Origin of the sequence: Streptomyces sp. NPDC088246 (genome assembly GCF_044741025.1) — a bacterium.
GTDB lineage: Bacteria > Actinomycetota > Actinomycetes > Streptomycetales > Streptomycetaceae > Streptomyces.
Genome location: NZ_JBIURV010000077.1, coordinates 1 through 25,355, shown reverse-complemented (window position 1 = coordinate 25,355; position 25,355 = coordinate 1). Strand labels below are relative to the sequence as shown.

The 25,355-nt window shown below is 69.5% G+C and carries 20 protein-coding genes and 2 pseudogenes; 12 read left to right on the top strand and 10 right to left on the bottom strand.

Annotated features, from left to right (window positions below; translation table 11 throughout):
• Window positions 1-172: 172 nt before the first annotated feature.
• The 3 genes from ACIPEK_RS42905 to ACIPEK_RS42895 form a co-directional block, all read right to left on the bottom strand.
• Entirely contained in the window at window positions 173-685 is a 513-nt protein-coding gene (locus tag ACIPEK_RS42905; protein WP_402007854.1) for a lamin tail domain-containing protein, read from the bottom strand.
• A 522-nt stretch (window positions 686-1,207) separates the two neighbouring features.
• Window positions 1,208-2,179 carry a PAS domain-containing protein gene (locus ACIPEK_RS42900; RefSeq protein WP_402007852.1) on the bottom strand — a complete coding sequence of 324 codons (972 nt, stop codon included), beginning with the start codon at window positions 2,177-2,179 and terminating at the stop codon, window positions 1,208-1,210.
• Between the two features lie 83 nt (window positions 2,180-2,262).
• On the bottom strand, window positions 2,263-2,493 hold the full coding sequence (locus ACIPEK_RS42895) for a hypothetical protein (RefSeq protein WP_402007850.1): 231 nt from the start codon (window positions 2,491-2,493) through the stop codon (window positions 2,263-2,265).
• 987 nt (window positions 2,494-3,480) lie between these two features.
• On the opposite strand from ACIPEK_RS42895, the gene ACIPEK_RS42890 reads away from it, so the two are divergent.
• Both ACIPEK_RS42890 and ACIPEK_RS42885 read left to right on the top strand, forming a co-directional pair.
• Window positions 3,481-3,852, top strand: coding sequence for a hypothetical protein (locus ACIPEK_RS42890; RefSeq protein WP_402007848.1), 372 nt, complete (start codon window positions 3,481-3,483; stop codon window positions 3,850-3,852).
• An 843-nt stretch (window positions 3,853-4,695) separates the two neighbouring features.
• Window positions 4,696-4,890 (top strand): annotated as a pseudogene (locus ACIPEK_RS42885) (IS5/IS1182 family transposase); the annotation flags it as partial.
• A gap of 255 nt (window positions 4,891-5,145) precedes the next feature.
• On the opposite strand, the pseudogene ACIPEK_RS42880 reads toward ACIPEK_RS42885, so the two are convergent.
• Window positions 5,146-5,637, bottom strand: a pseudogene (locus tag ACIPEK_RS42880) (erythromycin esterase family protein); the annotation flags it as partial.
• A gap of 58 nt (window positions 5,638-5,695) precedes the next feature.
• On the opposite strand from ACIPEK_RS42880, the gene ACIPEK_RS42875 reads away from it, so the two are divergent.
• The gene (locus ACIPEK_RS42875; RefSeq protein WP_402007846.1) at window positions 5,696-6,445 is read left to right on the top strand and encodes a TioE family transcriptional regulator; all 750 of its coding nucleotides are present in this window, start codon (window positions 5,696-5,698) and stop codon (window positions 6,443-6,445) included.
• A gap of 299 nt (window positions 6,446-6,744) precedes the next feature.
• On the opposite strand, the gene ACIPEK_RS42870 is transcribed toward ACIPEK_RS42875, so the two are convergent.
• Entirely contained in the window at window positions 6,745-7,059 is a 315-nt protein-coding gene (locus tag ACIPEK_RS42870; protein WP_402007844.1) for a hypothetical protein, read from the bottom strand.
• 729 nt (window positions 7,060-7,788) lie between these two features.
• A complete protein-coding gene (locus tag ACIPEK_RS42865) occupies window positions 7,789-8,835 on the bottom strand; it encodes an aromatic acid exporter family protein (RefSeq protein WP_402007842.1) in 1,047 nt (348 codons plus the stop codon).
• Between the two features lie 420 nt (window positions 8,836-9,255).
• Here ACIPEK_RS42865 and ACIPEK_RS42860 point away from each other — a divergent pair, with 420 nt between their 5' ends.
• The 4 genes from ACIPEK_RS42860 (at window position 9,256) to ACIPEK_RS42845 (ending at window position 13,379) form a co-directional block, all read left to right on the top strand.
• Window positions 9,256-10,017, top strand: a complete 762-nt coding sequence (locus ACIPEK_RS42860) for a DeoR/GlpR family DNA-binding transcription regulator (RefSeq protein WP_402007840.1) — start codon at window positions 9,256-9,258, stop codon at window positions 10,015-10,017.
• Window positions 10,014-10,961 carry a 1-phosphofructokinase gene (gene pfkB / locus ACIPEK_RS42855; RefSeq protein WP_402007838.1) on the top strand — a complete coding sequence of 316 codons (948 nt, stop codon included), beginning with the start codon at window positions 10,014-10,016 and terminating at the stop codon, window positions 10,959-10,961. The genes ACIPEK_RS42860 and pfkB overlap by 4 nt, the downstream gene beginning before the upstream one ends.
• 85 nt (window positions 10,962-11,046) lie before the next feature.
• Entirely contained in the window at window positions 11,047-13,056 is a 2,010-nt protein-coding gene (locus ACIPEK_RS42850) for a fructose-specific PTS transporter subunit EIIC (RefSeq protein ID WP_402007836.1), read from the top strand.
• 50 nt (window positions 13,057-13,106) lie between these two features.
• Complete coding sequence (locus ACIPEK_RS42845; protein WP_402007834.1) at window positions 13,107-13,379, top strand: HPr family phosphocarrier protein; 273 nt, start codon at window positions 13,107-13,109, stop codon at window positions 13,377-13,379.
• A gap of 796 nt (window positions 13,380-14,175) precedes the next feature.
• Here the strand turns inward: ACIPEK_RS42845 and ACIPEK_RS42840 are convergent.
• Window positions 14,176-15,189, bottom strand: coding sequence for a hypothetical protein (locus ACIPEK_RS42840; protein ID WP_402007832.1), 1,014 nt, complete (start codon window positions 15,187-15,189; stop codon window positions 14,176-14,178).
• Window positions 15,190-15,394: 205 nt separating this feature from the next.
• On the opposite strand from ACIPEK_RS42840, the gene ACIPEK_RS42835 reads away from it, so the two are divergent.
• The gene (locus tag ACIPEK_RS42835; RefSeq protein WP_402007830.1) at window positions 15,395-17,179 is read left to right on the top strand and encodes a helix-turn-helix domain-containing protein; all 1,785 of its coding nucleotides are present in this window, start codon (window positions 15,395-15,397) and stop codon (window positions 17,177-17,179) included.
• Between the two features lie 539 nt (window positions 17,180-17,718).
• Here the strand turns inward: ACIPEK_RS42835 and ACIPEK_RS42830 are convergent.
• Window positions 17,719-18,366, bottom strand: coding sequence for a TetR/AcrR family transcriptional regulator (locus ACIPEK_RS42830; protein WP_402007828.1), 648 nt, complete (start codon window positions 18,364-18,366; stop codon window positions 17,719-17,721).
• 239 nt (window positions 18,367-18,605) lie between these two features.
• Here ACIPEK_RS42830 and ACIPEK_RS42825 point away from each other — a divergent pair, with 239 nt between their 5' ends.
• From ACIPEK_RS42825 to ACIPEK_RS42810, 4 genes are read left to right on the top strand one after another with little or no spacing between them, the layout of a single operon-like run.
• Window positions 18,606-19,163, top strand: a complete 558-nt coding sequence (locus tag ACIPEK_RS42825) for a 2Fe-2S iron-sulfur cluster-binding protein (protein WP_402007826.1) — start codon at window positions 18,606-18,608, stop codon at window positions 19,161-19,163.
• Window positions 19,160-20,152 (top strand): FAD binding domain-containing protein, encoded by a 993-nt coding sequence (locus ACIPEK_RS42820; RefSeq protein ID WP_402007824.1) that lies wholly within the window; start codon window positions 19,160-19,162, stop codon window positions 20,150-20,152. The genes ACIPEK_RS42825 and ACIPEK_RS42820 overlap by 4 nt, the downstream gene beginning before the upstream one ends.
• Complete coding sequence (locus tag ACIPEK_RS42815) at window positions 20,149-22,311, top strand: xanthine dehydrogenase family protein molybdopterin-binding subunit (RefSeq protein ID WP_402007822.1); 2,163 nt, start codon at window positions 20,149-20,151, stop codon at window positions 22,309-22,311. Before ACIPEK_RS42820 ends, ACIPEK_RS42815 begins: the two co-directional genes overlap by 4 nt.
• Complete coding sequence (locus ACIPEK_RS42810; protein ID WP_402007820.1) at window positions 22,304-23,452, top strand: XdhC family protein; 1,149 nt, start codon at window positions 22,304-22,306, stop codon at window positions 23,450-23,452. Before ACIPEK_RS42815 ends, ACIPEK_RS42810 begins: the two co-directional genes overlap by 8 nt.
• A 248-nt stretch (window positions 23,453-23,700) precedes the next feature.
• On the opposite strand, the gene ACIPEK_RS42805 is transcribed toward ACIPEK_RS42810, so the two are convergent.
• Together ACIPEK_RS42805 and ACIPEK_RS42800 are read right to left on the bottom strand one after the other, a co-directional pair.
• Window positions 23,701-24,651, bottom strand: coding sequence for a nucleotide kinase domain-containing protein (locus tag ACIPEK_RS42805; RefSeq protein ID WP_402007818.1), 951 nt, complete (start codon window positions 24,649-24,651; stop codon window positions 23,701-23,703).
• 59 nt (window positions 24,652-24,710) lie between these two features.
• Entirely contained in the window at window positions 24,711-24,902 is a 192-nt protein-coding gene (locus ACIPEK_RS42800; protein WP_402007816.1) for a hypothetical protein, read from the bottom strand.
• Between the last annotated feature and the right edge of the window lie 453 nt (window positions 24,903-25,355).

Below are 25,355 nucleotides of genomic sequence, written 5' to 3'. Positions count from 1 at the left end.
CCCCGGGCCCGGGCCCCCCCCGCGCCCCCCCCCGGGCCCCCCCGGTACCCCAACCCCCCCCGCGGAACCCCCGCCCCCCCCCCGGGGGGGGGCCCCCCCCCGGGGGGGGGGGGGGGGCCCCCCCCCCCGCAGCTCCGAGAGGGCCCGCAGTCAGTCGCGGGCGGGGGTCAGGTCAACGGCGGTGCCCTCGGTCGCCGTTGCGGTGGTCACGGTCACGGCCCCAGGACTCGGTGTCGACGGTGCGTCCGCGGTTGTCGCGCAGCGTGGCCCGGTCGGAATAGTTGCTCCAGATGTAGTCGCCTCGGCGGTTCTGGTAGACGTCGGTGCGGGTGTCGCGGCCACGCCCGGTGTGGACGCGGACCGTGGCCCGGCCGGCCAGACGCAGGTCGTCGAAGCGGTAACGGTTGCCGTCCCGGTCCGACAGAGTCCACCCGTCCAGGTTCACCGCCCGGTGGCCGGTGTTGGTGACCTCGACCCACTCCCCGTTCAGCGAATGGTTGGAGTAGTCGTCACGGCCCGGGCTGTTGTACTGGATGTCACCAAGCACGACACGCGAGTACGCCTGGTGATGACGGCCACGATCGTGGCCGTCATCGGCCGAGGCCGGCATCATCACCACGGCGACGACGGAACCGGCCACCAGACCGGTAGCGACAAGACGACGGACGGTACGAGAAGCAGACACGTGATGTCCCCTCAAGTAAGGGCGCCCAGGCCCAGGTCAGAGCCATGCTGCGCAGCGCGGGTCCCGGCCCAGCGAGCCGAGGACCCACACTTTGAAGCACCTGCCCCGGCTCCGGCCGAGGCTTCGACCCACGTTACGCAATATGGACATTTCCGTAACTGACGACTGTAACGGTCACACACTCCACGTGAGCGTGGCCCTGACATTCGCTGGGCGTGACAACCATCCCGGTCGCCCTCGACGGCAAGCCCTTTCCGGCTCCTCGACGCTCCGCGGCGCGCCACCCGGCGCCCCGCCATCAGTGCTGCGCAAATCGGGTAACAGGCACAACGCCGCATTGTGAGAACAATGGTGCGGCCATCACACATCCACGCGAGCAGTTCGCGCCGACCAGGGCCGGCTGCGGCGCGGCCTGGCTGGGCAGCGGAGAAGCAGTTGCACTCCGGTTTCCGGTCCAGCAGACCCGACAGCCCCGGATACGCCAGCGGCATGGGGCAATTGGGCGGTGTTTCTCCTTGACGGTCAGTGGCTTCGAACCGCCCTGCCTCGAGGCGGGGGCGGGATGCACCAGTGATCACGGCCGGTGGGCGTGTGCGCGGGAGACGAGAAGGGAGACGTCGTCGCGGTCGTCCTGATGACGCAGTGCACCCAGGAGGTGGTCACAGGTGGCTTCGATTGTCCGTTCAGGACGGGGCGACCGGTGGTCGCACACCGGGTGATGAGACGGTCGGCATCGTAGGCGGCGATGTGTCCGGTCGGGTCGGGCGCGTGGACGGCGCCGGCGGGACAGACAGCGGTGACTGCCAGCGCCCGGAACAGGGCTGACGCCCCAAGGGACGCCGAGCCCGGCTGCCGGTCGTCGAGGACCGCGTCGAGAATGCCGACGGCGGCAAGGTCGGCCAGCTCGGGCACCAGGATGTCGGCCAGCTCACGGGCGGTTTGCTCCATATCCAAGGTGGCGCCCACCATCACCGAGGCCCTGGCAATGGTCGACAGCCGCTTGCGGGCATCGGTCGTCTCCAAACCGGCGCGGTATTGCTCGGTCACTCCACCACCGACGCCGCCACACCCCAGGACACGCCCGGCCGGATCCTCGAGCCGGTAATACGACACCGAACGGGCAATGTCAGCGGCAGGAACGGTCGGTGACCGACCCAAGACGAACTGATTGACCAGCGGTCTGCCGGTGTCCAGAACCTGCCGCATCATCGGCGCGGCAGCCCCGGGATCGTCCAGGAACGGGACGACCTCATGGACATCACGGCCGATGTGCTGAGCGGCCGACAGGTCGTTGAGCCGTTCCAGCGCCGGGTTGACCATCACGTACCGCAGGCCTGTGTCCAGGACCGCCAGGCCGATCGGGGACTGGGCCACCAGCCGCGCCGACAGCGCCTGGTCCCGTTCCACCTCCCGCAGCATGGCCTGACCGGTGGCGATACCCAGGGTATATGACTGTCCGTGCTCGTCCAGCAGCCGAATGCTACGGAACTCCACCAGCCGCGTACCACCATCCTTGTGCCGCGCGGGAAATACTCCGGCCCAGCTCTCACCACTGCTCATCACCTGTGCGAACAGGTTCAGGACGAGTCGAAGCGCTCCGGGGCCACCAGCAACTGGGCCGCGAACCGGCCCAGCGCTTGGTCCGCGGTCCAGCCGAACAGCCCGTCGGCCTGCGGACTCCACAACGAGATCCCCGCGCTGTCCAGTACCACCGCCGCCACACCCAGCACATTCAGCAGCCCACCTGACTCGGACGGGCCAACCTCCACCGAGGCAGAGTTCTCCGGGAACGCATCAGTGGCAGCCATGAGGCACCTCTTCCCCGGAATGCACGGCCGCGCTCGCCCCTCCGTGGCCCTCTCACCGGGCCTCTCATCCGTCCCCCATCCTGTCTCTCGACGCTACCGGCCACCGCGTGAGGCCCCGACGAGCGAAGAAAGGCGCAGGAGGATCCGGCATGCCGGGACGCCGCCTCGGCATACTTCCTGCCGGCGGACCTGCCGCCCGCCCTGCTCGCTGGTCCCGTGCCCCGTACTGTCGCTGTCAGGTACGCGCAACCGGCCCCAGAACTGGCCGCCGACCCGGATTCCGGCGCACGCGAGGCCCTTGTCGTCCATCCGGACCTGCCCACCGGCCCGCGCGACCTCCGGGCGGAGGACTCGGACATGTTCGTCCGCAATGCCATCGCGGGCCACCCGGACACGGCCTGCAGAAAGACGGCGTGTCATGCAGCTCAACGGCCCGCTCCGGCGGTTGGCACAGGAGAGCGCAGGCCAGGACCCCGAGCCAAGCACATGCGGGCTGGACGCCCAGAGCGTCAAAACCTCCGCCAACGTGGCGCCGACGGCCGGCCAGGTCATCGATGCGGGCAAGGAAACCGTAGGACGTCGACACCCTCGGCCTCTACTGGCTGCCCGGGTCACCCTCGCCAGCTTCTGCGACAACACCGGTGGTGTCCACCTGCTCCCCCCGCAGGGGCTCGGCCCCCCACGGAGAGCCGGATCCGGCCGCGGTGCATCGCTCGACGGCGACGTCCACAGGAACGACCACGGGGCTCGCGCTCCTCAGAGCTCACTCTCGCCCAAGCGCTCCCTCCTCCCGGACAGGCGAGGTGGGCCAACCGAAGCATGCAGCTGTTGAAATATTCCGACGCAACAACTTTCCGGGTCATGGCCCTCCTCACACCAAAAATAGTTTTGTGTTCAACTACATCGGAGTACTGTCGCAAGTGCCTGACGAAAGGCAGCCCGCGACTCTGTTCGTGCAGGTCACGGGGCAAGCAAGGAGGAAAGATCATGGCATACACATTTGCGCGTCGGGCTGCCGTCGCGGTGGCCTCTGTGACAGTCGCAGCGGCCGGACTCCTCGCCACTGGCGGTTCCGCCTCGGCGGCGACCCCCACGACCGGCGACCGGCCTGCCGTCGTTTCTCACTCCACGCGGTCCGCTGACGCCCACCACGAGGGCCGGCCCGGCCGCTGGGACGAGGGTTGGGGTAAGCACGACGACGGTGATCGTGGTTACCGGGGCCATCACCATGATGGACATCGCTACTGGAGCCCAGACCGTGATGACCGCGGCCGCTACCGGATAAGCGAAGACGACGTTCGTCGCCAGTGGGTCCTCGACCAGATCTACTGGCTCCAGGACCACGACGCACATCGCTAGTGGGTCCGGGAACACAAACGTCGTTCATACCACTGCGACGCAGCCGTTGTTTTCCGTGGAACACCACGGGCGGCCACTTCGACCACAGCGATGTATCACAACGACAACTGCCGCTCCCTCCATCGGGAGTGGCAACCGATGGCCACTGGAACCGGTTCTCAGCCAACGGGGCTCTTGACGCCTGCGGCGGATGCGTGATGCGCGCGGGCTTCTATGGAAGGGTCAGGCCCGACCACAGGAGAAAGCCGCCTCGAGAACGCGCCTCCAGCAGGGACAGGTCATTTACCGAAAGCACCGTCAAAGGGTTCCGGGCCAGCCTGAACGATCCCCCTTGAGGGCATTGTCCCCTGCATCGGACCAGCAATCCGATACAGGATCCACCGGCCCTGGATAGCCACCGGTGGATAATCAGAGTACGGCTGGGGAAACCACACTCAACCGCAGGGCGGAATTCGCAGTCGCTTCAAGGGACGGCAGCGACTGGTACACCGAATTCCGCCCCACGGCACTGAGCGTGAGACTGAGAGAACGAGCCGGGTGCTCCTTTAACCCTGACGACTGGTCACCCAACATATTCCATTGACGAGTTCCTGCACTCCGGCAAAGGCGGACTCGACGGTCACCGTCACCGTGAGCGGGTTTGATGGCCACGGACGGAGTCCCCGGAAGCCCCCTACGACCACTAACGACCACTAACGACCTGGGGATGAATAGTCCCGGTGTTGGTGGGGCCGTGACGTGAGAAGGGCCGCACGGGTTGGGTGAGTTGCGACGCTTACCTGGGCCCGTGCGGCCTGCTCCCATCCTGCCCTGCCCGGGGTCTCTCGCGCACATCTCGGCGAGTTGCTCGAAGAGTTGTCGCCGCGTCGGTGGGCCCGGCGTGAGTCGGCGCTCGACCGGCAGCGGGGCTACAAACGGCGCCGGGCTGAGGGGACCGGGCGCAAGCCGGAGCTGGAGTTCGCCGACCGACTGCTGGTCACCTTCGTCCACCTGCGGCTGGGCCTGCCGCACCCCGCTCTGGCCGAGCTGTACCGGGTGGACCGCTCCACGGTCTCCGCCGTAATCCGCCAGGTCAGGCCCCTGCTCGCTGCCCGCGGTTTCGCCGTGCCCGACCGTCCCGGCGTCAGGCTGCGAACCTTGGAAGATGTGTTCGCCTACGCCGATTTTGAAGGCGTGGACCTGCGGATCGACAACACCGAGGTGCAGGTCCGACGCCCACGCGCCGGACGGCCGGGACGCAAGAGGTGTCGGCCATCCAGCAGTGGTAACGCAGCAGACCGGTGGCGGTGCGCCCGTTTCCCCGGTGCAGGGGAGCAGGTCCGCGTCCACCCGGGTCGAGAGGTAGCCGTGGAGTGCGGTGAGGGCCTGTCGGGGGCTCGCGGCGCCGGTGATCTCCAGCGGGCCGTCGAAACCGGCGAAGCGGAGCTGCTCGGAGGCGGGCCGGCCATCGTTGTAGGCGCGCATCCAGCGCACGAGCTCGCGGTTGGCCGCGGAGGCGCCCCAACCGTGGCTGAATCCTTGCTCCATGACCTCGTCGGGAGTGCCCGTGCCCGAGGTGACGTAGTCGTCCACGACCAGGCCCATCATGCAGTCGCTCTCGATCGCGATCGTCCGGTAGCACTCCTGCTCGACGAGCTGCCGGAAGAGCTCGTTGCGCAGGTCGAGCAGAGTGTCCTCGCCGTGGGTGGGCTCGCCCAGGGCGAGCAGCCGAGGCCGGGCCGGGAGCAGCTTCATGACGGAGGCGGCCTCGACGGTATGGGCGGTTTCCTTGATGTCAATAGCCATGCCTTCAACGGTATCGTTGAACCTTCGGTTGAAACTTCTCCGCGATATTGTCAGTTCCATGGGACGAAACCTTCAAAACGGTGAGCGCCTACGGCCGGTTGATCTGGCGCGTGGGCACGGTCTGTCCACGCAGGCGATCAGGAACTACGAGGAGGCCGGCATTCTTCCGGCCGCCGGTCGCACACCCCACGGCTACCGCACCTATACCTCGCTGCACTCGGGGGCCCTGCGCGCGTTTCTTGCCCTGGTGCCCGGCCACAGCCACCAGACGGCGACGTCGATCATGCGGGCCGTGAACCAGGGCGCGGTCGATGAGGCGTTCTGCCTCATCGACGAGAGCCACGCCCAGCTCCTCGACGACCGGCGGACCCTCCAGGCCGTGGAGAGCGCCCTTCGCGATCTGGAGTCCACCACGGCGCCCGAGCCCGGTGTGGGGTCCGAGCCAGCCGCGGTGTCCGGGCCCGGCGGCACGTTCATCGGGCCGCTGGCAGGGAAGCTCGGAATCCGGCCCGCGACGTTGCGCAAATGGGAGCGCGCCGGGCTGGTGCGCCCGCGCCGCGACCCGCTGACCGGGTACCGCGTCTACGCCGAGGCCGACGTACGGGACGCCCGGCTGGCCCACCAGCTCAGGCGGGGCGGCTACCTGCTGGAACAGATCGCCCCGCTGATCGCCCAAGTGCGGGCGGCCGGCGGGCTGGAGCCGCTGGAGGCCGCACTGTGCGACTGGCGCGGTCGGCTGTCCGCCCGAGGGCGGGCGATGCTGACCGGGGCCGCCGAGTTGGAGGCGTACCTCCGCGAGCGCGGATGAGACTTCGGTCGCCAGCCGAAGCGAACAAGGGTCACCAACGGCTCCATCTCGGCCGACCCGTCCGCCGGTGTCGGCCTGGTGCCGGGCTGAGCCTTACTCCTCATCGATCGCAGCCGGATCGCGCAGGACCGCAGGCCACCGGGCAGATCGGGGAGCTGGAAGGAGTAGCGGCCCGCGTAGCTGGGTGACGGCGGCATCGATGTACCGGGTGCTGAGCAGTACTGGCATGCCGATTCCGGGATCGTGATCAGAGGTCCGCCCATCGAGGTGAGCCAGGCGTGTGTCATAGCGATCTCCGTTCAACTGGTGCGGGTGAGGGCAGGGGTCGTGAGCTGTTGCGCCGGCTGATCCCAGCCGCCCCGGTCTCCGGCAACGGCCCGCTGCCATTTGACGGCGACGGTGAAGTCGACACCGAAGGTGCGGACGAGGACCGCCGCAGGCAACTCGGTGGCGAGCTGGAGCAGAGCGGTCGAGCGGGTCTCTGCGAGCCTGATGCCGAGCTTGCGGGGCCGTTCTCCCGTGGCCCAGACACTGATCGGGCGGCCAGGCTGGCCTCCGGGGAAAGGCCAGGGCGAATCCGTCCGGGCAAGGACGGCGTGGCTGCGGCGAACCACGAACCTGGTGAAGGGCCAGGTCGGCGTCAGGCTGGGGCAGGTCGACCGGAACATCGCCAAGGCGGATGCGGACCGCTCCGGCGGTCTCCTCGATGTGGTCGACTGTCCGCCGGTAGATCGCTGCGGGCCGCTGGGCGGAGAGGAGCAACAGCAGTCCTGCGAGGCGATCTTCGGGCTTCAGGGCGGCGTCGTGCAGCAGCCGGCGGGCGGTGGCCCAGCGGGCCTCGCCGTCCATCGCCTGGGAGGGGCCGTTCCACTTCATGACAGGGAAGGTGAGATCGCGGGCGATCTGCTGGGAGAGAGCCCAGCACACGAAGTGGCGTGCTTCCCGGCGGTGGCGGACGTCATCACTGGTCAGCCAACGTTCAAGGTCGGTCTGGTTGCAGGTAACCAGGGTCAAGTTCTGGCCCTCGAGCCAGTTGAGGAGATTGACGGCGGCGCGCCGGCGCCGGCGGACGACCGTGAGCTGGGTGTGCTGATCTCTCTGCCGCGACTGCGGCGGCGAAGTCGGCGAGGAAGGTGCCAGGTCGCGTATCGGTGCAGGATGTTCCGCCCGGTGCGCGCCGTCGCGGCCACGATCGCCGACAGCGCCGGCTGGCCGGGGTGCCTGCCGGCGCCGCCCGGGAAGCGAGGCCGGCCACCCGATTCCGGCGGGAGTACCGCCGCTGCTTCCACAAGCCTCCCGACACCGTGCCGCGCAGGGACACGTCCTGGGACTGTGCCCGGAGGTCAGAGCCTGCCGGCATGGTCCAGATCGACCAGGAGACGCTCCACGTCGGTCATGAGGGATCCGTAGACATTCCAGGCACCTGGCTTGACCAACGCGCCCCGGCCGATGAGGTCGGTCATGGTGTCGTGCCACGCCCGGGCACGGTCGATCGCTGCACGCAGTCCCTCACGGGCTTCCGCCGGGCGGGATGCGCTGTCGACCTCGACGAACGCCTCGACTGCGTGCCCTGCCAACTTGAGCATCTCCGCGTACCGATCGAGGAACTGCTGTCCCAGGTGGTGGTCGGTGTGGGTGTCGTCCACATTGTCGGCCAGCGTTCGAGCAATTCCGCGCACCTGGAGAGATACGCCATGCAGTGTATTGAGCATGTCACCGTACGTCACAGGCCGACGCTGCGGATGCACCGCCCAGCAGGTGTTCCAGCGCAGACTCTCCTGCCCCTGCTGCACGCGCTCGCGCGCGTCCGCGACCCGCCGCCCCAGCCCCCTCCCGTCCTCCACCCAGCCGTGCGCGTGGGCGACATGCTGCCGCTCCCGCAGCCCGTGGCCCATGTCTCGCAGCAATGCCCCCATGACTCGGGCGAGGTCTCGAACCGCGTCATCGGATTCGTCCAGATGTATCGGCGGCATGATCAGCGCGTTCACCGCAACGCCCACCACCGCGCCGCTCAGCGCCGCGATCGCCGTCAGAACGACGTGCCCGACCGGAGCCGCGGCCGCGGCGGTGAGCGTGAGAACCGCCGTCGATGCGACCTGTAGCCGGACGTCGGAAGCTCGGCTCCCGGCCGCCACCAGGGCGATCCCCACGATGCCCGCGATACTCCCGGCGGTGGATCCCAGCAGCCACACGGTGCCAAGAGCCAGCAGCACTCCCGCCGCCCGGGTGGCCATGCTCCGCGCGGCCTGCGTCACAGAGCGGTACACCGTCGCGGCATTGACCATGAGCAATGCGGTGGCCACAGCCACATACGGTCGCTCCCCCGGGATCCAGAGAGTGGCGAACTCCCAGGCGAGCAGCGCCGAGATCAGGTTCTTGGCGCCGTGCACCAGGGCATGCCATCCCCAACCGCGGCGCGTCGCTTCGACAAGTCGCGTCAGCGGCGGCCGCAGGCCCAGTGACGATGGCGCCCGGCCTTGCCGATCAGTAGTTGAAAATTGCACAACCCAAAGAGTGACACACTATGCCCGGTTTGAGTGAGTGGCGTCCCCCACAGCACCCCGAGCCGCCAACCAGCCGGCCCCCACCGCTGTCACCAGCAACTCACCGGCAGCAGCAGAGCCCCGAAATGGCCACTTCGTACACCTGGGCCCCAGTTGAGGAGCCAGCCACTGAACCCGTCGGCGGCGACCCCGGCGCCACGCATCCATTCAGGCCCGCACATGCCCGAGTCTGTTTACATCGCCGAACCATGAGCGTAATCTAACCGCGAAACCACACAGTCAGGCATAGAACGGACCCAAAACAACATGTATGCACCGGAGCGGCAGCAAGCGATCCTCCGCCTCGCCCGCGAGAGCGGCCGGGTCGATGTGCTGTCCCTGGCCGAGGAGTTCCAGGTCACCGCCGAGACCGTGCGCCGTGATCTGAAGGCCCTCGACCGGGCCGGGCTGCTGCGGCGCGTCCATGGCGGTGCGATCCCGGCCGGGCGGCTCGACTTCGAGCCCGAGCTCGCCGAGCGCGATGCAGTGGCCATCGATGAGAAGGAGCGCATCGCGGCCGCCGCGCTCGGCGAGCTCCCCACCGACGGCAGCGTGATCATCGACGCGGGCAGCACGGCCGCCCGACTGGCCGCGGCCATCCCGCTCGACGCCCACCTCACCGTGGTCACCCATGCGCTGCCGGTCGCCGCCCGGCTCGCCGACCACCCCGGCATCGCGCTGCATCTCGTCGGCGGCCGGGTCCGGCATCGTACTCGTGCCGCTGTTGATGCCTGGGCGTTGAACGCCTACAGCGAGATCAACGCCGACGTCGTCTTCCTCGCCACCAACGGCTTCTCGCCGAAGGGCGGTCTGACCACGCCGGACCTGGCCGAGGCCGCCGTCAAGCGCGCGATGATCTCTGCCGCCCGGCGGGTCGTGCTCCTGGCCGACTCCGCCAAGTTCGGCCAGGAACACTTCGCCCGCTTCGGCGACCTCGCGCAGGTCGATCTGCTCATCACCGACGCCGGACTCGGCTCCGACGATGCCCTTGCCATCGAAGGCCAGGGCACGGAAGTAGTACGTGCATGATCCTCACCGTCACCCCCAATCCAAGCCTGGACCGTACGTACGAGCTGCCCGGGCTGACCCGCGGTGCCGTGCTGAGGGCCACGGACGACCGAGTCGACCCCGGCGGCAAAGGCATCAACGTCTCGCGCGCCGTCGCGGCAGCCGGCCACCGCACGATCGCTGTCGCACCGCTCGGCGGGCCTGAGGGCGCACTGCTCGCCCGGCTGCTCGGCGAACACGGCATCGAGGCGGCCGGAGTACCTATCGCCGGCAGCACCCGTATCAACGTCACGCTCGTCGAACCCGACGGAACGCTCACCAAGGTCAACGCGGTGGGCCCGGAGATCACCGTGGCCGAGGCGGAGGCCCTGCTGGATGCCGTACAGACCCGGTCGGCCACCACGGACTGGATCGCCTGCTGCGGCAGTCTGCCCCGTGGGTTGCCCCCGCAGTGGTACGCCGAGCTGGTGGCCCGGAGCCACCGTGCCGGGGCCCGGATCGCCCTCGACACCTCCGGCGCGGCGCTGACCACGGCGCTGCGGGAGCGCCCCGATGTGGTCAAGCCGAACGCGGAGGAGCTCGCCGAGGCCGTCGGTCGCCCGTTGACGACGGTGGGCGACGCCGTGAAGGCGGCTGAGGAGCTGCGCGAGCGCGGTGCCCGATCCGTTCTGGCCAGCCTCGGGGCCGACGGGCAGCTGCTGGTGGACGCTGCGGGTACATACTTCGGCAGCGCCCGGGTGGACGCGGTCCGCAGCAACGTCGGAGCGGGCGACGCCTCCCTCGCGGGCTTCCTCGCCGCGGGTGGCAAGGGCCCGGCCGCGCTCGCCGCGGCTGTCGCCCACGGCGCGGCGGCCGTGCAGCTGCCGGGCAGCGTCATGCCGACCCCCGCGGAACTCGACCTGTCGGCGGTCACCACGACCACCGACATCCCTCTGGACCGACCCCTGACGGAGCCGACTTCATGACTGCCGTGCATCCGCGGCCCAGCCCGCACCGCCCCGAGTCCCCCCGAGCCGCCCACAGGACGGTCCACGAGCAAGGAGCCCCGCGATGAGTGAACTGATCACCGCGGAACTGGTCGATCTCGATCTGTCCGCCCAGACGAAGTACGACGCCGCCCGGTCACTGGGCGAGCGAATGGTCACCGAGGGCCGCGTCACCGACCTCGACGGCTTCCTCGCCGACGTGGCCGCCCGTGAGGCACAGATGCCGACCGGTCTGGACGGCGGCATCGGCATCCCGCACTGCCGCAGCGAGCATGTCACCGCGCCCACGCTCGCGTTCGGCCGCAGCGAGGGCGGCATCGATTTCGGCGCGGCGGACGGCCCCGCCGATCTGATCTTCCTGATAGCGGCGCCTGCCGGGGCCGACGACGACCACCTCACCATCCTTTCCGCCCTGGCACGACGGCTGATGGACCCGGAATTCACGGGCGCGCTGCGAGCGGAGCCTGCCCCGGGCGCGGCCGCGGCCCTGATCCGCGGCGAGGAGGCCGTTCCGGCCGGCCCGGCTCCGGACGCCTCGTCCGCGGAAGGTGCAACAGCGGACGGCCCTGCCTCGGACAGCGGTGCAACGGCCGACGCACCCTTCCGGATCGTCGCCGTCACGTCATGTCCGACCGGCATCGCACACACCTACATGGCCGCCGAGTCGCTGGCAGCCGCGGCCCGCGCCGAGGGCGTCGTGCTCGACGTCGAGACGCAGGGCTCAGACGGGTTCGAGAGGCTCGATCCGGCGCTCATCGCCGCTGCCGACGCGGTCATCTGGGCGCATGACGTCGAGGTGCGCGAGAAGGCACGGTTCGACGGCAAACCCATCGTCGACACCGGGGTCAAGGCAGGGATCAACCGACCTGCCTCGCTGATCGCCGAAGCCAGGCGGAAGGCGGAACACGGCGAGACCAGCACCGTCGCGGGCGGCGCCGCTCAGCAGGGCGACGGAGCCTCCACCGGCCGTGACCACGCACACTTCGGGATCCGGTTGCGCACCTACCTGATGTCCGGCGTCAGTTACATGGTGCCGTTCGTCGCCGCCGGCGGCCTCCTCATCGCGCTGTCGTTCGCCATCGGCGGCTACGAGATCGCCAGTGCCAAGTCCGTCGCGGACCACTTCGTCTGGGGAGAGGCCGACAGCTGGGCCGCTCTGCTCAACCAGATCGGCACCGCCGCATTCGCCTTCCTTGTGCCGGTGCTGGCCGGATATATCGCGTACGGCATGGCGGACCGGCCCGCGCTCGTCCCCGGGTTCGTCGGCGGTGCCATCGCGCTCACCATCAACGCGGGCTTCCTCGGCGGCCTCGCGGCGGGTCTGCTCGCCGGTGGGGTGGTGACGGCGATCCAACGTGTGAAGGTCCATCCCACGCTGCGCGGCATCATGCCGGTGCTGGTGATTCCTCTGCTCGCCTCGGTGGTCGTCGGTTTCCTGATGTTCATCGTTGTCGGCAAGCCGATCGCCTCGCTCCAACGAGCCCTGACCGACGGCCTCAACGGGCTCTCCGGATCGAACGCGATCATTCTCGGCATCGTCCTCGGCCTGATGATGTGCTTCGACATGGGCGGGCCGCTCAACAAGGTGGCGTACGCCTTCGCGGTCGGCGGCCTGGCCGACCCGACGCCCGGCAGCCTCAAGGTGATGGCCGCGGTGATGGCGGCCGGCATGGTGCCGCCGCTGGCCATGGCACTCGCAACCACCGTACGCGGCAGGCTGTTCACCAAGACCGAGCGGGAGAACGGCAGAGCGGCTTGGGTGCTGGGCGCGTCCTTCATCAGCGAGGGCGCGATCCCGTTCGCGGCGGCAGACCCCCTCCGGGTGATCCCGTCGGTGATGGCCGGCGGCGCGGTCACCGGTGCGCTGTCGATGGCCTTCGGCTGCACACTGCGCGCCCCGCACGGTGGCATCTTCGTGGTGCCGCTCATCGGTGATCCGTTCCTCTATCTCCTGGCCATCGCCGCCGGTACTGCGGTCTCGACCGCCCTGGTCGTCCTCCTCAAGGGGATGCGCAGTACCACGGAGGCGTCGGCCCCTGCGACCGCAGAGCCCGAGATCTCCGTCGCCGCCTGACGGACTGACCCGTAACCCCGCTCCCCCACCACCACACAGGAGAGTTCACCATGCATCAGCGCACTGTCGTCGTAGGTTCCCGCAGCGGTCTGCACGCCCGCCCGGCCTCCTTGCTCGTCCAGGCAGCTACCCGGCAGCCGGTCAAGGTGACCATAGGCCGGGACGGTCAGAGCGCGGTCGACGCCCGGAGTCTGCTCTCCGTGCTCGCCCTCGCGGCCCAGCACGGCGATTCAGTGGTGCTGGCCGCGGAGGGCGACGGCGCGGAAGCCGCGGTCGAGGAGCTGGCCGCGCTCCTCGCCCGCGACCTCGACGCCACGCCGTAACATCAGCGGCCCCCGCCGCTCCCCGAGCGCGCAACGGCTCCGGGGGCGGCGGGCGCTGCCCTGCAGTGCTTCAGCCGCCGGGTCGTACGGCGGCCGCCGCGGCGAGCTGCGACCTCCTCGGAACCCCGCATCACGGGATGGCGTCCGGTTGCAACTGGGCCCGGCAGTGTGACCTGATGCGGACCGGCTCCGCCTTCCTGAACTGACTGCAGTCCAAACAGGTCCCGCTATCTGCCCAGGGGACCGATTGGACGTTCATCGGGACCAATACCGACCGCACAGTGTCGCGCAAGGGCGCCACTTCTACGACCGATGGCACGCAGCACCTCGTGCGATACGCCAAGTCGGAGAACATCGGGCACAGCGAGCTGTTCAGTGGTACGAACACCCTGTACTGCTCGGACCGGGGAAGTTCCTGGAGGCGCGCGGCGAACGGAGCACCCCCGGCGCGTGCGGCCGACAATGCCCTGTTCTGGAAGTCGCGGCCGTGATAACCGTCGACGACGCATGACGACTTGGCCTCGTCCTGCACACCGGCCGCGCCTCATGGCATCCGCCGCCGTCGCGCGGGCCGTGCCTGACCACAGACGCTGCCGGTCAATTCGAGCCTCGCAACGTCGCCCCGCTGGGTATCCGGCGGGGCGAAGTCGTTCGGCAGGTCCCGCCGCCTGGCCGGGCCGCACTGGCAACCCTCCTTGTATCACCTGCCGCGTGCGATCCGTGCCGGGAGGGGCGGAGCGGGCGGTGGCTGCATGTCAGCCCACCACCCGCTCCGCACGTGTCCCGCTCGATCCGGTCAGCCGCCGAGCGCATGCACCTCGCTCAGGATGGCGCGCATCTGCGGTCCCGACTTCTGGGCGTAGTCGCTGCCCGTGTACCCCCACCAGTCCCAGCAGCCCTGCGGGTTGCCGCGAAGCAGGCTGATGTCGGTCTGCGGGTAGAGGATCACCAGGTTGTTGGTGTCGGCGTACTCGTTGAGGTGGGACTCACGGGCGAACCGGTCACCCACGAACTTGTTGTCGCTCAGGCAGCCGTGCAGTGCGACGACCAGCTTGCACGCGGCCCCTGCTGCGCAGGACTCCGGCGTGTAGAGGAAGCTGCTGCTGCCCATGCTGTACCACTGGGCCAGACCGCCCGGCACGTAACGGTTCTGGTCGTGCCGGCTGACGGTGCCCGACTGCGAGGCGGCTGGTGCGTTCACCTGCCCCAGCCAGTGGCCGAGCATCTCGCCCTGTGGGTCGTTGCCACAGTTGATCAGGAACGGGTAGAACGTGGTGCCACAGCTCAGTGGGGCGTTCGGGGTGGGCCAGCCGTGCCCTGCCGGATCGGTGTCGTGGTACGCGGTCCGGGCCCCGAAGTCCCGGTAGAACTGCACCCCTTCGTCGCTCACCGAGGTCCGGACGAGGGGGTCCCGGGTGCCGTGGTACGTGTAGACGGGCTTGCCCGCCAGGTTCGACACGGGGTCGATCCGTCCGTCGGCCGCCCAGCGGCGGGCGATCTTCTCGATGCCCTCGGGGTCGGTGGAGACCAGCCCTGTACCGCAAGCGATCAGCCCGACGACAATGCCTCCCTTGCCGCAGTAGTACGGCCCTGCGGCGACTATTCCCGCGCCGTTGAAGGCGCCGGAGTAGGCGACCTGGAGTTGCGAGGCCATGAATCCGCCGGAAGAGATTCCGGTGACGTAGGTGTCGGTGATGTTGAGCCGGGGAAGGCCAGGTTCGCCCGCGTGGGCGGGGGCGGTGATCCCCAGGGCCGCGGCCAGGGCGGCGGCCAGGGTGACAGCGGCGGTCCGCAGGGAGCGGAACTTCATCGTGCGCTCTCCTTCACTGGGATCCGTTCAGGGAACGGGGTCGGAAGTCGGGGAGTACGGGGAGTACGGAGACGGACGGGGCCATGGTTGGCTGTGCACCGCCCTGCGGGAAATAGAGGTGCGCCACGTCGTAAGCGGCAGATGAGTGGAGATTCTCTCCGTCGCCCGGGATGCATGGCGGCATCGGTGCGGTATCACTGGCCCGGTGACGACGACGCCGGCAACCACCAGTACCCTGCTCCGCCTGCTGCGCGAGGAGGCCGACGAGGCGGCGTTCCGTGCCGTGGCCGCCGAACCGCCGCTCGTGGACGAAGCGCTGGAGATCCGTTCCCGGCTCGCGGCTCACCGCAGCCGGGAGGCCGCGCTCGCCGCGCTCTACGAGACCGCCGGTGACCTCGCCTCGCTGCGCGACCTCGAAGACGTCCTGCAGGCCATCGTCAGCCGCGCCCGCTCCCTCGTCGGCACCGATGTCGCGTATCTGCTGCTCTCCGACCCGGAGGAGGGCGACACGTACGTACGCGTCACCGACGGCATCACGACGGACGGGTTCAAGACCGGCCGGCTCGCCGCCGGTACCGGCCTCGGCGGACTGGTCGCCGCGACCGCCGTGCCCTACCACACCGCCGACTACCCCAACGACGCCCGCTTCGAGCACACCCCGTATGTGGACGGCGTCATCGGCGCCGAGGGGCTGGTGGCCATTCAGGGCGTGCCGCTGAAGTTCGGCGACCAGGTGTACGGGGTGCTTTTCGCCGCCAACCGCCGGGTGCGGCCCTTCTCGCCCGACGAGGTCGACCTCCTCATCTCGCTCGCCAACCATGCCGCCCTCGCCATCGAGAACGCCACTCTCTTCGAAGAGGTCCGCAAGACGGCGGCCGTCCACGAGCGGCTCACGGCCGTCGCGCTCGACGGGGGCGGACCGACGGGACTGGCCACGGCGCTCGCCGACGTGCTGCGCGGCAGCGTCCTCGTCCTCGACTCCCAGGACCGGCCACTCGCCTCGGCCGGTGACGCACCGCCCGAACCGGCAGACCTCGCACGGGAGATGGCGCAGGCCCGAGACCTCCGCAGCTCCGCGTCACGCGGAACCGTCTGTGTCACCCCGATCGTCGCCACCGACGAACACCTCGGCACGCTGCTGCTCGTACGCGGCGGACTCGACGCCTCCGACATCCACGCCCTGGAACGGGCCGCCCAGGCAGCCGCCCTCATGCTGCTCGGTGAACGTGCGGTCGCGGAGGCCGAGCACCGGTTACGCGGCGAGATCCTCGAAGACGTGCTGGGCGCCCCGCACCGCGACCCCGAAGGGCTGCGCCGCCGGGCCGCGCTGGTCGGACTCGACCTGGAGGGTGACCATGTGGTGCTGGTGGCTCGGGGTGGGGACCACGGCAGGCGGCGCCGCATCACGGAACTGGCGGGTGGCCATGCCACCCGGCTCGGCGGTATCGCGGGCGAGTACGGCGGCAGCACCGTCGTCGTCCTGCCCGCCGTCGAAGACCCGGGCGGCGCCGCCCGTGCCCTCGCCGAACTGCTGACCGCCGGAATCGGACACCCCGTCACGGTCGGTGCGGAGCACGCGGCACCCGGTGCCACGGCCGTCGTCGAGGCACACCGCGACGCCGCCCGCTGCCTGGACGTACTGGTCGCGCTGGACCGCGCCGGCGAGGGTGCCTGCCGCGACGACCTCGGCATCCACGGAATACTGCTGGGCCCGGCGGGCCGCGACGAACTGGACCGCTTTGTCCGCCGCACGATCGGCCCGCTGGTGGAGCACGACGAGACGCGCGGCAGCGACCTGGTACGCACCGCTCTCACCTACTTCGCCTGCGACGGCAAGCTGAGCCGTACTGCCACCGCCCTGTACGTCCACGTCAACACGCTCTATCAGCGCATCGATCGGATCTCGGCGCTGCTCGGACCACAGTGGCGCCACGGCGACCACGCGCTGCAGGTCCACCTGGCCCTTACCATGCGACGAACAGCAGGTTAGGGCCTGGCGATTCCCTCGGTAGCCCCGCCACGATCACCGCCACCGCAGAGCCCGGCCCAGCGGGCCCCGTGTTCCACCTGGGCGGCGCCGCAGGTCAGGCATGGCCTTCGCCGTTCGAGCGCCGGCCACACGTCGCACGACATCACCCGCCTGCCTCCGGCCGCGGCGCATACCGGGGACGCGGAGAACGCGTTGTGGCGCACGCTGTCACCTACCGGCATGGAAAGCCTGTCGGCGTTCACGCCGCCGAAGGAGTCCTCCTCCACCGCACCGGAATCACTGGCTGAGGCACGGAAGGCAAACCAGAACTCCCGAGCAACTCCACAGGAAGATGTACGGATCGCAGGGGATCGCCCAGCGACGCGGTCTTCGGCAGGCAACTGCGGCGGGACCGGACAGGCGGTGGTATCCCTTCACCCCGTGGCGACAGGAGCGGCGTCCCGTGGCAGGCACATCAGCAGATCACGCGGAGGCGCCCAAGTTCCGCCCGGCCCAGGTACGCCCGAGCCAGGTCCGCCCGGGGCCCAGCTCAGCCCACCTCAGGTCCGTCCGTCCCCCGGCCCACCCGCCCGGGGCCCGTCCGCCTCACGCTCATCCGCCGCAGGCCCACCCGTTCTGGACGCCCCTGCCCGCAGCCCGTCCATCACAAGATCCAGCAGTCGCGTCGCACGCGGCTGCCAGTCGCTGTGCGGGTCTATCTGCCAGAGCCCGGCAATGGCGAGCACGAAGTCGTCGGGGGTCAGCCCCCGGCGGATGGTGCCGGCCTCCTCGTTCGCGTTCAGCAGGAGCGTGACCGCCTGGGTCACCGGGCCGTGACCCAGCTGGGCCAGGCTGCCGTACGTGCTGGTAGCCTTGCGCAGCGCGTCGGCCAGGCCGGCCTTGGCCATGGCGTACTGGGCCAGGCGGTCCATCCACTCCCTCAGAGCCTGGTCAGGTGCGCGGGTCTGGAGCAGCTGGGCAGCGGTGTCGGCGACCTGCTGCATCTCGTAGCGGTACACCTCCAGAACGAGGGCCTCGCGGTTGGGAAAGTTGCGGTAGAACGTCCCCTGTCCGACGCCTGCCTTCTTCGCGATGGCGCTCAGCGGAGCATCCGCAGCCCGCGTCAGCTCGGCCAGCGCAACTTCCAGAATGCGCTCGCGATTCCGTTGCGCGTCCGGGCGCAGAGTCGCGCTCTTCTCTTCCTGCACTCGTCCTCCTTCCGGAACCACAACCAAGCCCGGCCTTGCTGACCGGACAGCTGTCCGCTAGGTTCAATGGCAACCGGACAGCTGTCCGATTAGGTCCACCATAGTGGCAGATCCGGCCAGTGTGGCCGACCAGTGCCCGTCGCCGCTGGTCCAGTCATCCACATGCCCCTCTCCCTCCCGGGCTGTCTGCCGGGATCGTCTCGTTCGACGCGCATCAGCAATGCGAAAGAAGGCTGATCATGGCCCCATCGACGTCCAGCGCCATCACCCTGAACATCAATGGCGAGAAGTACACGCTGCCCGTCGACCATCGCACCACCCTGCTCGACGCCCTGCGCGAGCATCTCGATCTGACCGGTACCAAAAAGGGCTGTGACCAGGGCCAATGCGGCGCCTGTACGGTGCTGCTCGATGGGCGCCGGGCCGTTTCCTGTCTCCAGCTCGCAGTCGCGGCCGAGGGGCGCGCGATCACCACCATCGAAGGCGTGGCCGATGGTGAGCAGCTGCATCCGGTGCAGCAGGCCTTCCTCGACCTCGACGGCTATCAGTGCGGTTACTGCACACCGGGGCAGATCTGTTCGGCCCTCGCGGTGATCGAGGAGCACGCGGCGGGCTGGCCGAGCGCCGTGACCGACGATGTCCGGCCCGAAGCGGGAATGCCTGCACTCACCGCCGAAGAGATCCGCGAGCGGATGAGCGGCAACCTGTGCCGCTGTGGCGCCTACGTGTCGATCGTGCAGGCGGTCGCACGGGCGGCAGAGGCCGCCGAGACCGAGGTCGAGGAGGCTACGGTATGAGGGAATTCGGCTACGAACGCGCCTTCGACGTCTCCGGGGCGGTGGCCCTGCTCGGCGCCGACCCCGACGCCCGCTTCCTCGGCGGCGGCACCAACCTCGTCGACCTGATGAAGGCCGGCGTGGAAAGGCCCGCTCTGCTCGTCGACGTACACGAACTTCCGCTCGACGGAGTCGATTTCACTCACGACGGCGGACTGCGTATCGGCGCAACCGTCACCAACAGCGATCTCGCAGCCCACCCCGAAGTACGGCGTAGTTACCCGGCGTTGGCGCAGGCCGTTCTGGCCGGCGCCTCGGGGCAGCTGCGCAACATGGCCACGGTCGGCGGGAATCTGCTCCAGCGGACTCGCTGCGGCTACTTCACCGACCTGAGCAAACCCTGCAACAAGCGTGCCCCCGGCAGCGGTTGCCCCGCCCTCGCGGGCGAACACCACAACCACGCGATCCTCGGCACCTCCGAACACTGCGTCGCCACCCATCCCTCGGACATGGCTGTCGCGCTCGCCGCCTTCGACGCCGTTATCTCGTACGAAACGGCCAATGGACCGGGCGAGTTACCGATCGACGAGTTCTATCTGCCCGTGGGCGACACCCCGCACATCGAGACCGCCCTTCCTGCGGGCGCGCTGATCACCGGCGTCACGCTGCCGCAGGCCCCGGTCGCCGCCCACTCGCGGTACCGGAAAGTGCGCGAGCGCGCCTCGTACGCGTTCGCGATCGGCTCGATCGCCGCCGCGATCGACGTCCAGGACGACGTCGTACGCGAAGTGCGCCTCGCGTTCGGGGCGGTCGCGTCCCGACCGTGGCGGGCTCGAGCGGCCGAGCAGGCGCTGATCGGCCGCACGGCGAGCGCGGAGGCGTTCGCCGCCGCGGCGGACGCCGAACTGGCTGCCGCCGAGGCACTTCCCGGGAACGGATACAAGGTGACGTTGATACGCAACCTCGTCGCGGCCGTGCTGACCGAACTCACCGAGGAGGCCTCCCGATGACCACGACGACCAAAATCGCCGCCGTGACGGGAGCCGTCGGCTCCGCCCATACCCGCGTGGAGGGCCGCGACAAGGTCACCGGGGCGGCCCGCTACGCCGGAGAGGTCCCCTTCGCCGAACTCGCCCACGGTTGGCTGGTGTTGTCGACCGTGGCCCGTGGCCGCATCCGCTCCGTGGAGGACGCCCCCGTCCTGGCCATGCCCGGCGTCCTCACCGTGCTGCACCACGGGAACGCGCCACGCGTCGAAACCGACTATGTGGGCATGCTGGGGCGGCCCAACCCGGTCCTCGGGATCTTCCAGCACGACCGTGTGCCCTTCGTCGGCTGGCCGGTGGCGCTGGTAGTGGCCGAGACGTCCGAGCAGGCCAGGGAGGCCGCCGAGGCGCTGGTTGTCCGATACGACAAGGAGCCGCACGACGTCGCGTTCTTCGCCGGACGCTCCGGTGCGTACACGCCGCAGGACAACCCGATGGTCCAGGCCGAGACGGAGAAGGGGGACGTAGAGGCACAACTCGACGCCTCCGCCGTCGTCGTGGACGAGGAGTACACCACACCGGAGGAACACCACAATCCGATGGAGCCGCATGCGGCGACGGCTCGCTGGGACGGCGGCCGGCTCGACGTCGTCGACTCCAACCAGGGCAGCACCTGGGTGGCGAGCGAACTCGCGCAGCTCTTCTGTCTCGATCCGGCCTCCGTACGGGTGCGGTCCGAACACGTCGGCGGCGCCTTCGGATCGAAGGGGCTGAGCCCGCACCAAGTGGCCGCCGTGATGGCCACGACCGTCCTCCACCGCCCGGTCCGCGTCGTTCTGACTCGTCGCCAGATGTTCTCCCTCGTCGGTTTCCGCAGCCCCACGGCGCAGCGGATCAGGCTCGGCGCCGACGCCGACGGCCGGCTGCGCGCGTTCGACCACCAGGCGCAGAGTCTTACGTCGACCGTGCATGAATTCATCGAGTCGAGCGCCGTGCTGGGGCGCGTGATGTACGACGCCGACGCGCATCGCACCCTTCACCGGCTCGTACGGCTCGACGTGCCGACCCCGGCCTGGATGCGCGCACCGGGCGAGGCACCGGGATCTTTCGCCCTCGAATCCGCCCTCGACGAACTGGCCGAGAAGTGTGGCGTGGACCCGATCGCGCTCCGCGCACGCAATGAACCCGAGACGGGCCCCGTGTCCGGGCTGCCGTTCAGCAGCCGCAATGTGCTCGCCTGTTTCGAGGAGGGAGCCCGCCGGTTCGGCTGGGCGGACCGGGACCCGCGTCCCGGCCTGCGCCGTGAGGGGCGCTGGCTACTCGGAACCGGAACGGCGGCGGCCACCTACCCCTCGGGAGTCGGCCCGTCCACGGCGGCCGTGACCGCGGAATCGGACGGAACCTTCACCGTGCGGATCAACGCGGCGGACATCGGGACCGGGGCACGGACCGCGATGACCCTGGTCGCGGCGGACGCGCTGGAGGTGGATCCGGACCGCATCCGTGTGCGCATCGCGGACAGCGACCTCGGCCCGGCGATGTTCGCCGGCGGCTCGATGGGCACGCGCTCCTGGGCGTGGGCGGTGACGGTCGCGGCGGACGAGCTGCGGGAGCAACTGTCCCTGGGAGGTGGCATTCCGCCGGAGGGGATCACTGCCCGGTCGAACACCGCCGAGGCCATCGGCGCCCTCACGAAGAAGGAACGGCACTCCTTCGGCGCGCAGTTCGCCGAAGTCGCGGTGGATGTCACCACCGGTGAGGTGCGCGTGCGACGACTGCTCGGCATCTACGCCGCAGGCATCATCGTCAACCCGCTCACCGCCCGCAGCCAGTTCATCGGCGGGATGACCTGGGGGCTGTCCATGGCCCTCCACGAGGAAGCGATCAGGGACCAGGCCTCCGGCGGCCACGTCGGTGCCGACCTCGCCGGCTATCACTTCGCCGCGCACGCCGACGTGCCGCTCATCGAGGCGGACTGGGTGGACGACCCCGTCCCGGACGACCCGGTCGGGATCAAGGGCATCGGCGAGATCGGCGTCGTGGGCGTCGCCGCCGCGATCGCCAACGCGGTATGGCACGCGACCGGCGTGCGCCACCGGGACCTGCCGATCCGTCCGGACCGCGTCCTGCGTGCGGCGGACGAAGCGCGGCATCGGACGGCGGAGGGAGCCCGGAGTGCTTGACATCGCCGAGGAGCTGAACCACTGGTTCGAGGAGGGCCGGGACTTCGCCGTCGCCACCGTCGTGGCCGTTGGCGGCAGCGCGCCGCGCGGTCCCGGCGCCGCCCTGGCCGTCGACAGTCACGGCACCGCCGTCGGTTCCGTCTCCGGCGGTTGCGTGGAAGGGGCCGTGTACGACCTGTGCGTTCAGGCGCTCCGGGACGGCCGGACAGTGCGCGAACGGTTCGGATACAGCGACGAGGACGCCTTCGCGGTGGGACTCACCTGCGGCGGCGTCATCGAAGTCCTGGTCACGCCGGTGCGCGCGGACGCGCCGGTGTTCCAGGCAGCGGTGTGGGCCGCGGACCGAGGAGAGGCAGCGGCACTCGCCCGGGTGGCCCGGGGCCAGGGCGAACTGCTCGGCAGGGCGCTGCTCGTTCACCCCGACGGATCGTACGAGGGCAGCCTCGATGGACATCCGGAACTGGACCGGACGGCGGCGGCGGAGGCCCTCGCGATGCTGGACGCCGGCCGCACCGGCACCGTCGAGATCGCGGCGGACGGATCAAGCTGCCCGGGCGGCGTGACGCTGTTCGTGGAGTCGAGGGTGCCGCCACCCCGGATGATCGTCTTCGGCGCCGTGGACTTCGCGACGGCGCTGGTACGGGCGGGCAAGTTCCTCGGCTACCACGTGACCGTGTGCGACGCCCGGCCGGTCTTCGTCACGCACGCCCGCTTCCCCACAGCCGACGACCTCGTGGTCGACTGGCCGCATCGCTACCTCCGGCGCACCGCGACCGACGAACGAACCGTCCTGTGTGTACTCACCCACGACGCCAAGTTCGACGTTCCTCTGCTGGAGACGGCCCTGCGGCTGCCGGTCGCGTTCGTCGGCGCGATGGGCTCGCGCCGCACCCACGAGGACCGCAACCGGCGTTTGCGCGAAGTCGGTGTCAACAAAAGCGAGTTGGCCCGCCTGCGCTCCCCGATCGGCCTCGACCTCGGCGCCCGCACCCCCGAGGAGACCGCCCTGTCCATCGCGGCGGAGATCGTCGCGGCGCGCCGGGGCGGGACGGGGGTTCCGCTGACCGGTTCGGGGACGCCCATTCACCATGATGTGGACGGGAAGGAGGAGGTCGAGGCCCACTCCCGAGCGGCGGCGTGACCCGACCGCGGCGGCGAGGCAGTGAAGGCCGGGGCGTCGCCGTGCAGGACGACCGGGCTCACGGCTTGACGTCCGGGACACTGCAACGCAGTTCGGCACCCGCTCCGGGTCGCCCGCACCCGCTGGGGAACAACACACGGACATCCCCTGCGGGACCCAGGGCACGGGCCTCCTCAACTAACGGACACGCCCGGCCACGCCTGCGTGCGGTCCAGGGCGGACGTGCCCGGCGTCGGCACAGCCGGCCCTCAGTCGTTCAGGCCCCACTTGGGCGGGAACCATGCCCGCAGCGGCCCGGCATCGAGCCGGTACGACTGTTTGACGCGGCTGCGGCCGCTGATTCCGGCGATCTCCGGGTGCGCGACCCTGGCGTACTTGTCAACCTCACAGAGCAGGTTCTGGCAGTCGATCAGTTGGAGAGGCCGTCCCTTCAGTCCGTGGAAGGGGAGATCGAGGCGGGCGAAGTGCTCCTGTTGCGAGTCGGCCATGTAGCGGATGACGTCGGCTTCGATGCCGTCCACGGAGCGGCCGAAGCACTTGCGGATCCCGTCGCGCGCGCCGGGGCCGGGCATGACGAAGTCCATCTCGGAGAACGGCATCTGCGACGCGTAGTTGAGGTCGACGGTGAACTGGTAGGCCAGGAACGGGCCGACTGCCGGGTAGCCGAGGAGCACCTCGTACGCCTCGCGCATCGTTGCAGCCTCCAGGACACGTCCGGGCGCGCCCGTGGTCATCATCATCTCCAGCAGCCGCAGATGATTGCGGTGCTTGCACCCCTCCCCCAGCTGCGGCGGGGGCACGATGTAGGCGGCCGAGTACAGTCGCCCGCCCTTGGTGAACGCCGCCGACAGAATCTGGTCGTAGGCCCGGTAGTCGTAGGAGTCCCAGCGCACTTCGCCGAGTTCGTGGGTCAGCAGTTGCCAGGTCGACTCTTTGTTGAAGATCTTGAACAACAGGGTCCGGAAGAAGACTTCATCCCACTCCTGTGAACCCTGATAGATCACGTCCCCGATCAGCGTCTGACTGACGCGGTCGGCGGCGCGGTAGCAGTTGGTGAAGCGGTGCTGAGTCAGGATCGGATCGTCCGTCCACGGCTGGGCCCGGCCGGCCAGGCGAGCCTCGTAGACCGCCTGTCGGGCGGAGGCGAAACGCCAGTAGGTGTCGAACACCCGTGTCGGCTGCAGTACCCGGCCAGCCATCCGCACCGTCTCAGAGGCAGTGTCGGCCCGGACGGACGTCTGACGGTTTTGCGGCAGGGTCACCATGAGATGCGAGCCCGGTCGGCGATGGCGTCGCGGGCGTCGGTATGGCCCTCGCCGCAGTATCCGTCGCCGACGCGGCTCACGACTCGGCCCGGAATGTGCAGGACCTGTTGGGCGTGACCGGTGAGCAGAGCCAGGATGAGTGCGGGTTCGCCGCCGACCATGTCGACGGCCCGGATCCGGTTCATCGTGCTCCAGACGTCGAGTATGCGGGTCCTGCCGCAGACGACCGCGCCGACATAACCTTACACAGCGGCCTCGGTCGCATTTCCCGATCCGGCGGCCGGGTCGTCGCGGAGTGATGAGTGGCCAGACCACGGCAGCTACGGACGGCAGCCGCCCACTGGGAGGTACGAGCGAGTTCCGCTCTCAGTGGCCGCGCTCGAGTCCCTCGACGCCAAGTTCTACCAGGCCGTCGAGGACGAGGTCGATGCTGACGGCTACGAGCAGGAGCCCCAGGAGTCGGCCGAGCAGCTCCACTGTCGCGTGGTGTGTGGCGCGGAGTACTCGCTCCAGGAGCAGGATGCAGACTCCCGGCGCAGGACACTAGTAGGGCTTTGTTAGGTACCCCAAGTGATCCTCGTTGGATAGATTGTGATCTTCTTTCAGTTGTGACTCCTGAGGAGATGGAAGAGGTCCGT

Coding starts and splice junctions, on each gene's coding strand:
- ACIPEK_RS42895 (WP_402007850.1), bottom strand. CDS start 2,493: ATGGCTGCCACTGATGCGTTCCCGGAGAACTCTGCCTCGGTGGAGGTT.
- ACIPEK_RS42890 (WP_402007848.1), top strand. CDS start 3,481: ATGGCATACACATTTGCGCGTCGGGCTGCCGTCGCGGTGGCCTCTGTG.
- ACIPEK_RS42875 (WP_402007846.1), top strand. CDS start 5,696: ATGGGACGAAACCTTCAAAACGGTGAGCGCCTACGGCCGGTTGATCTG.
- ACIPEK_RS42860 (WP_402007840.1), top strand. CDS start 9,256: ATGTATGCACCGGAGCGGCAGCAAGCGATCCTCCGCCTCGCCCGCGAG.
- pfkB (WP_402007838.1), top strand. CDS start 10,014: ATGATCCTCACCGTCACCCCCAATCCAAGCCTGGACCGTACGTACGAG.
- ACIPEK_RS42850 (WP_402007836.1), top strand. CDS start 11,047: ATGAGTGAACTGATCACCGCGGAACTGGTCGATCTCGATCTGTCCGCC.
- ACIPEK_RS42845 (WP_402007834.1), top strand. CDS start 13,107: ATGCATCAGCGCACTGTCGTCGTAGGTTCCCGCAGCGGTCTGCACGCC.
- ACIPEK_RS42840 (WP_402007832.1), bottom strand. CDS start 15,189: ATGAAGTTCCGCTCCCTGCGGACCGCCGCTGTCACCCTGGCCGCCGCC.
- ACIPEK_RS42825 (WP_402007826.1), top strand. CDS start 18,606: ATGGCCCCATCGACGTCCAGCGCCATCACCCTGAACATCAATGGCGAG.
- ACIPEK_RS42820 (WP_402007824.1), top strand. CDS start 19,160: ATGAGGGAATTCGGCTACGAACGCGCCTTCGACGTCTCCGGGGCGGTG.
- ACIPEK_RS42815 (WP_402007822.1), top strand. CDS start 20,149: ATGACCACGACGACCAAAATCGCCGCCGTGACGGGAGCCGTCGGCTCC.
- ACIPEK_RS42805 (WP_402007818.1), bottom strand. CDS start 24,651: ATGGCTGGCCGGGTACTGCAGCCGACACGGGTGTTCGACACCTACTGG.
- ACIPEK_RS42800 (WP_402007816.1), bottom strand. CDS start 24,902: ATGAACCGGATCCGGGCCGTCGACATGGTCGGCGGCGAACCCGCACTC.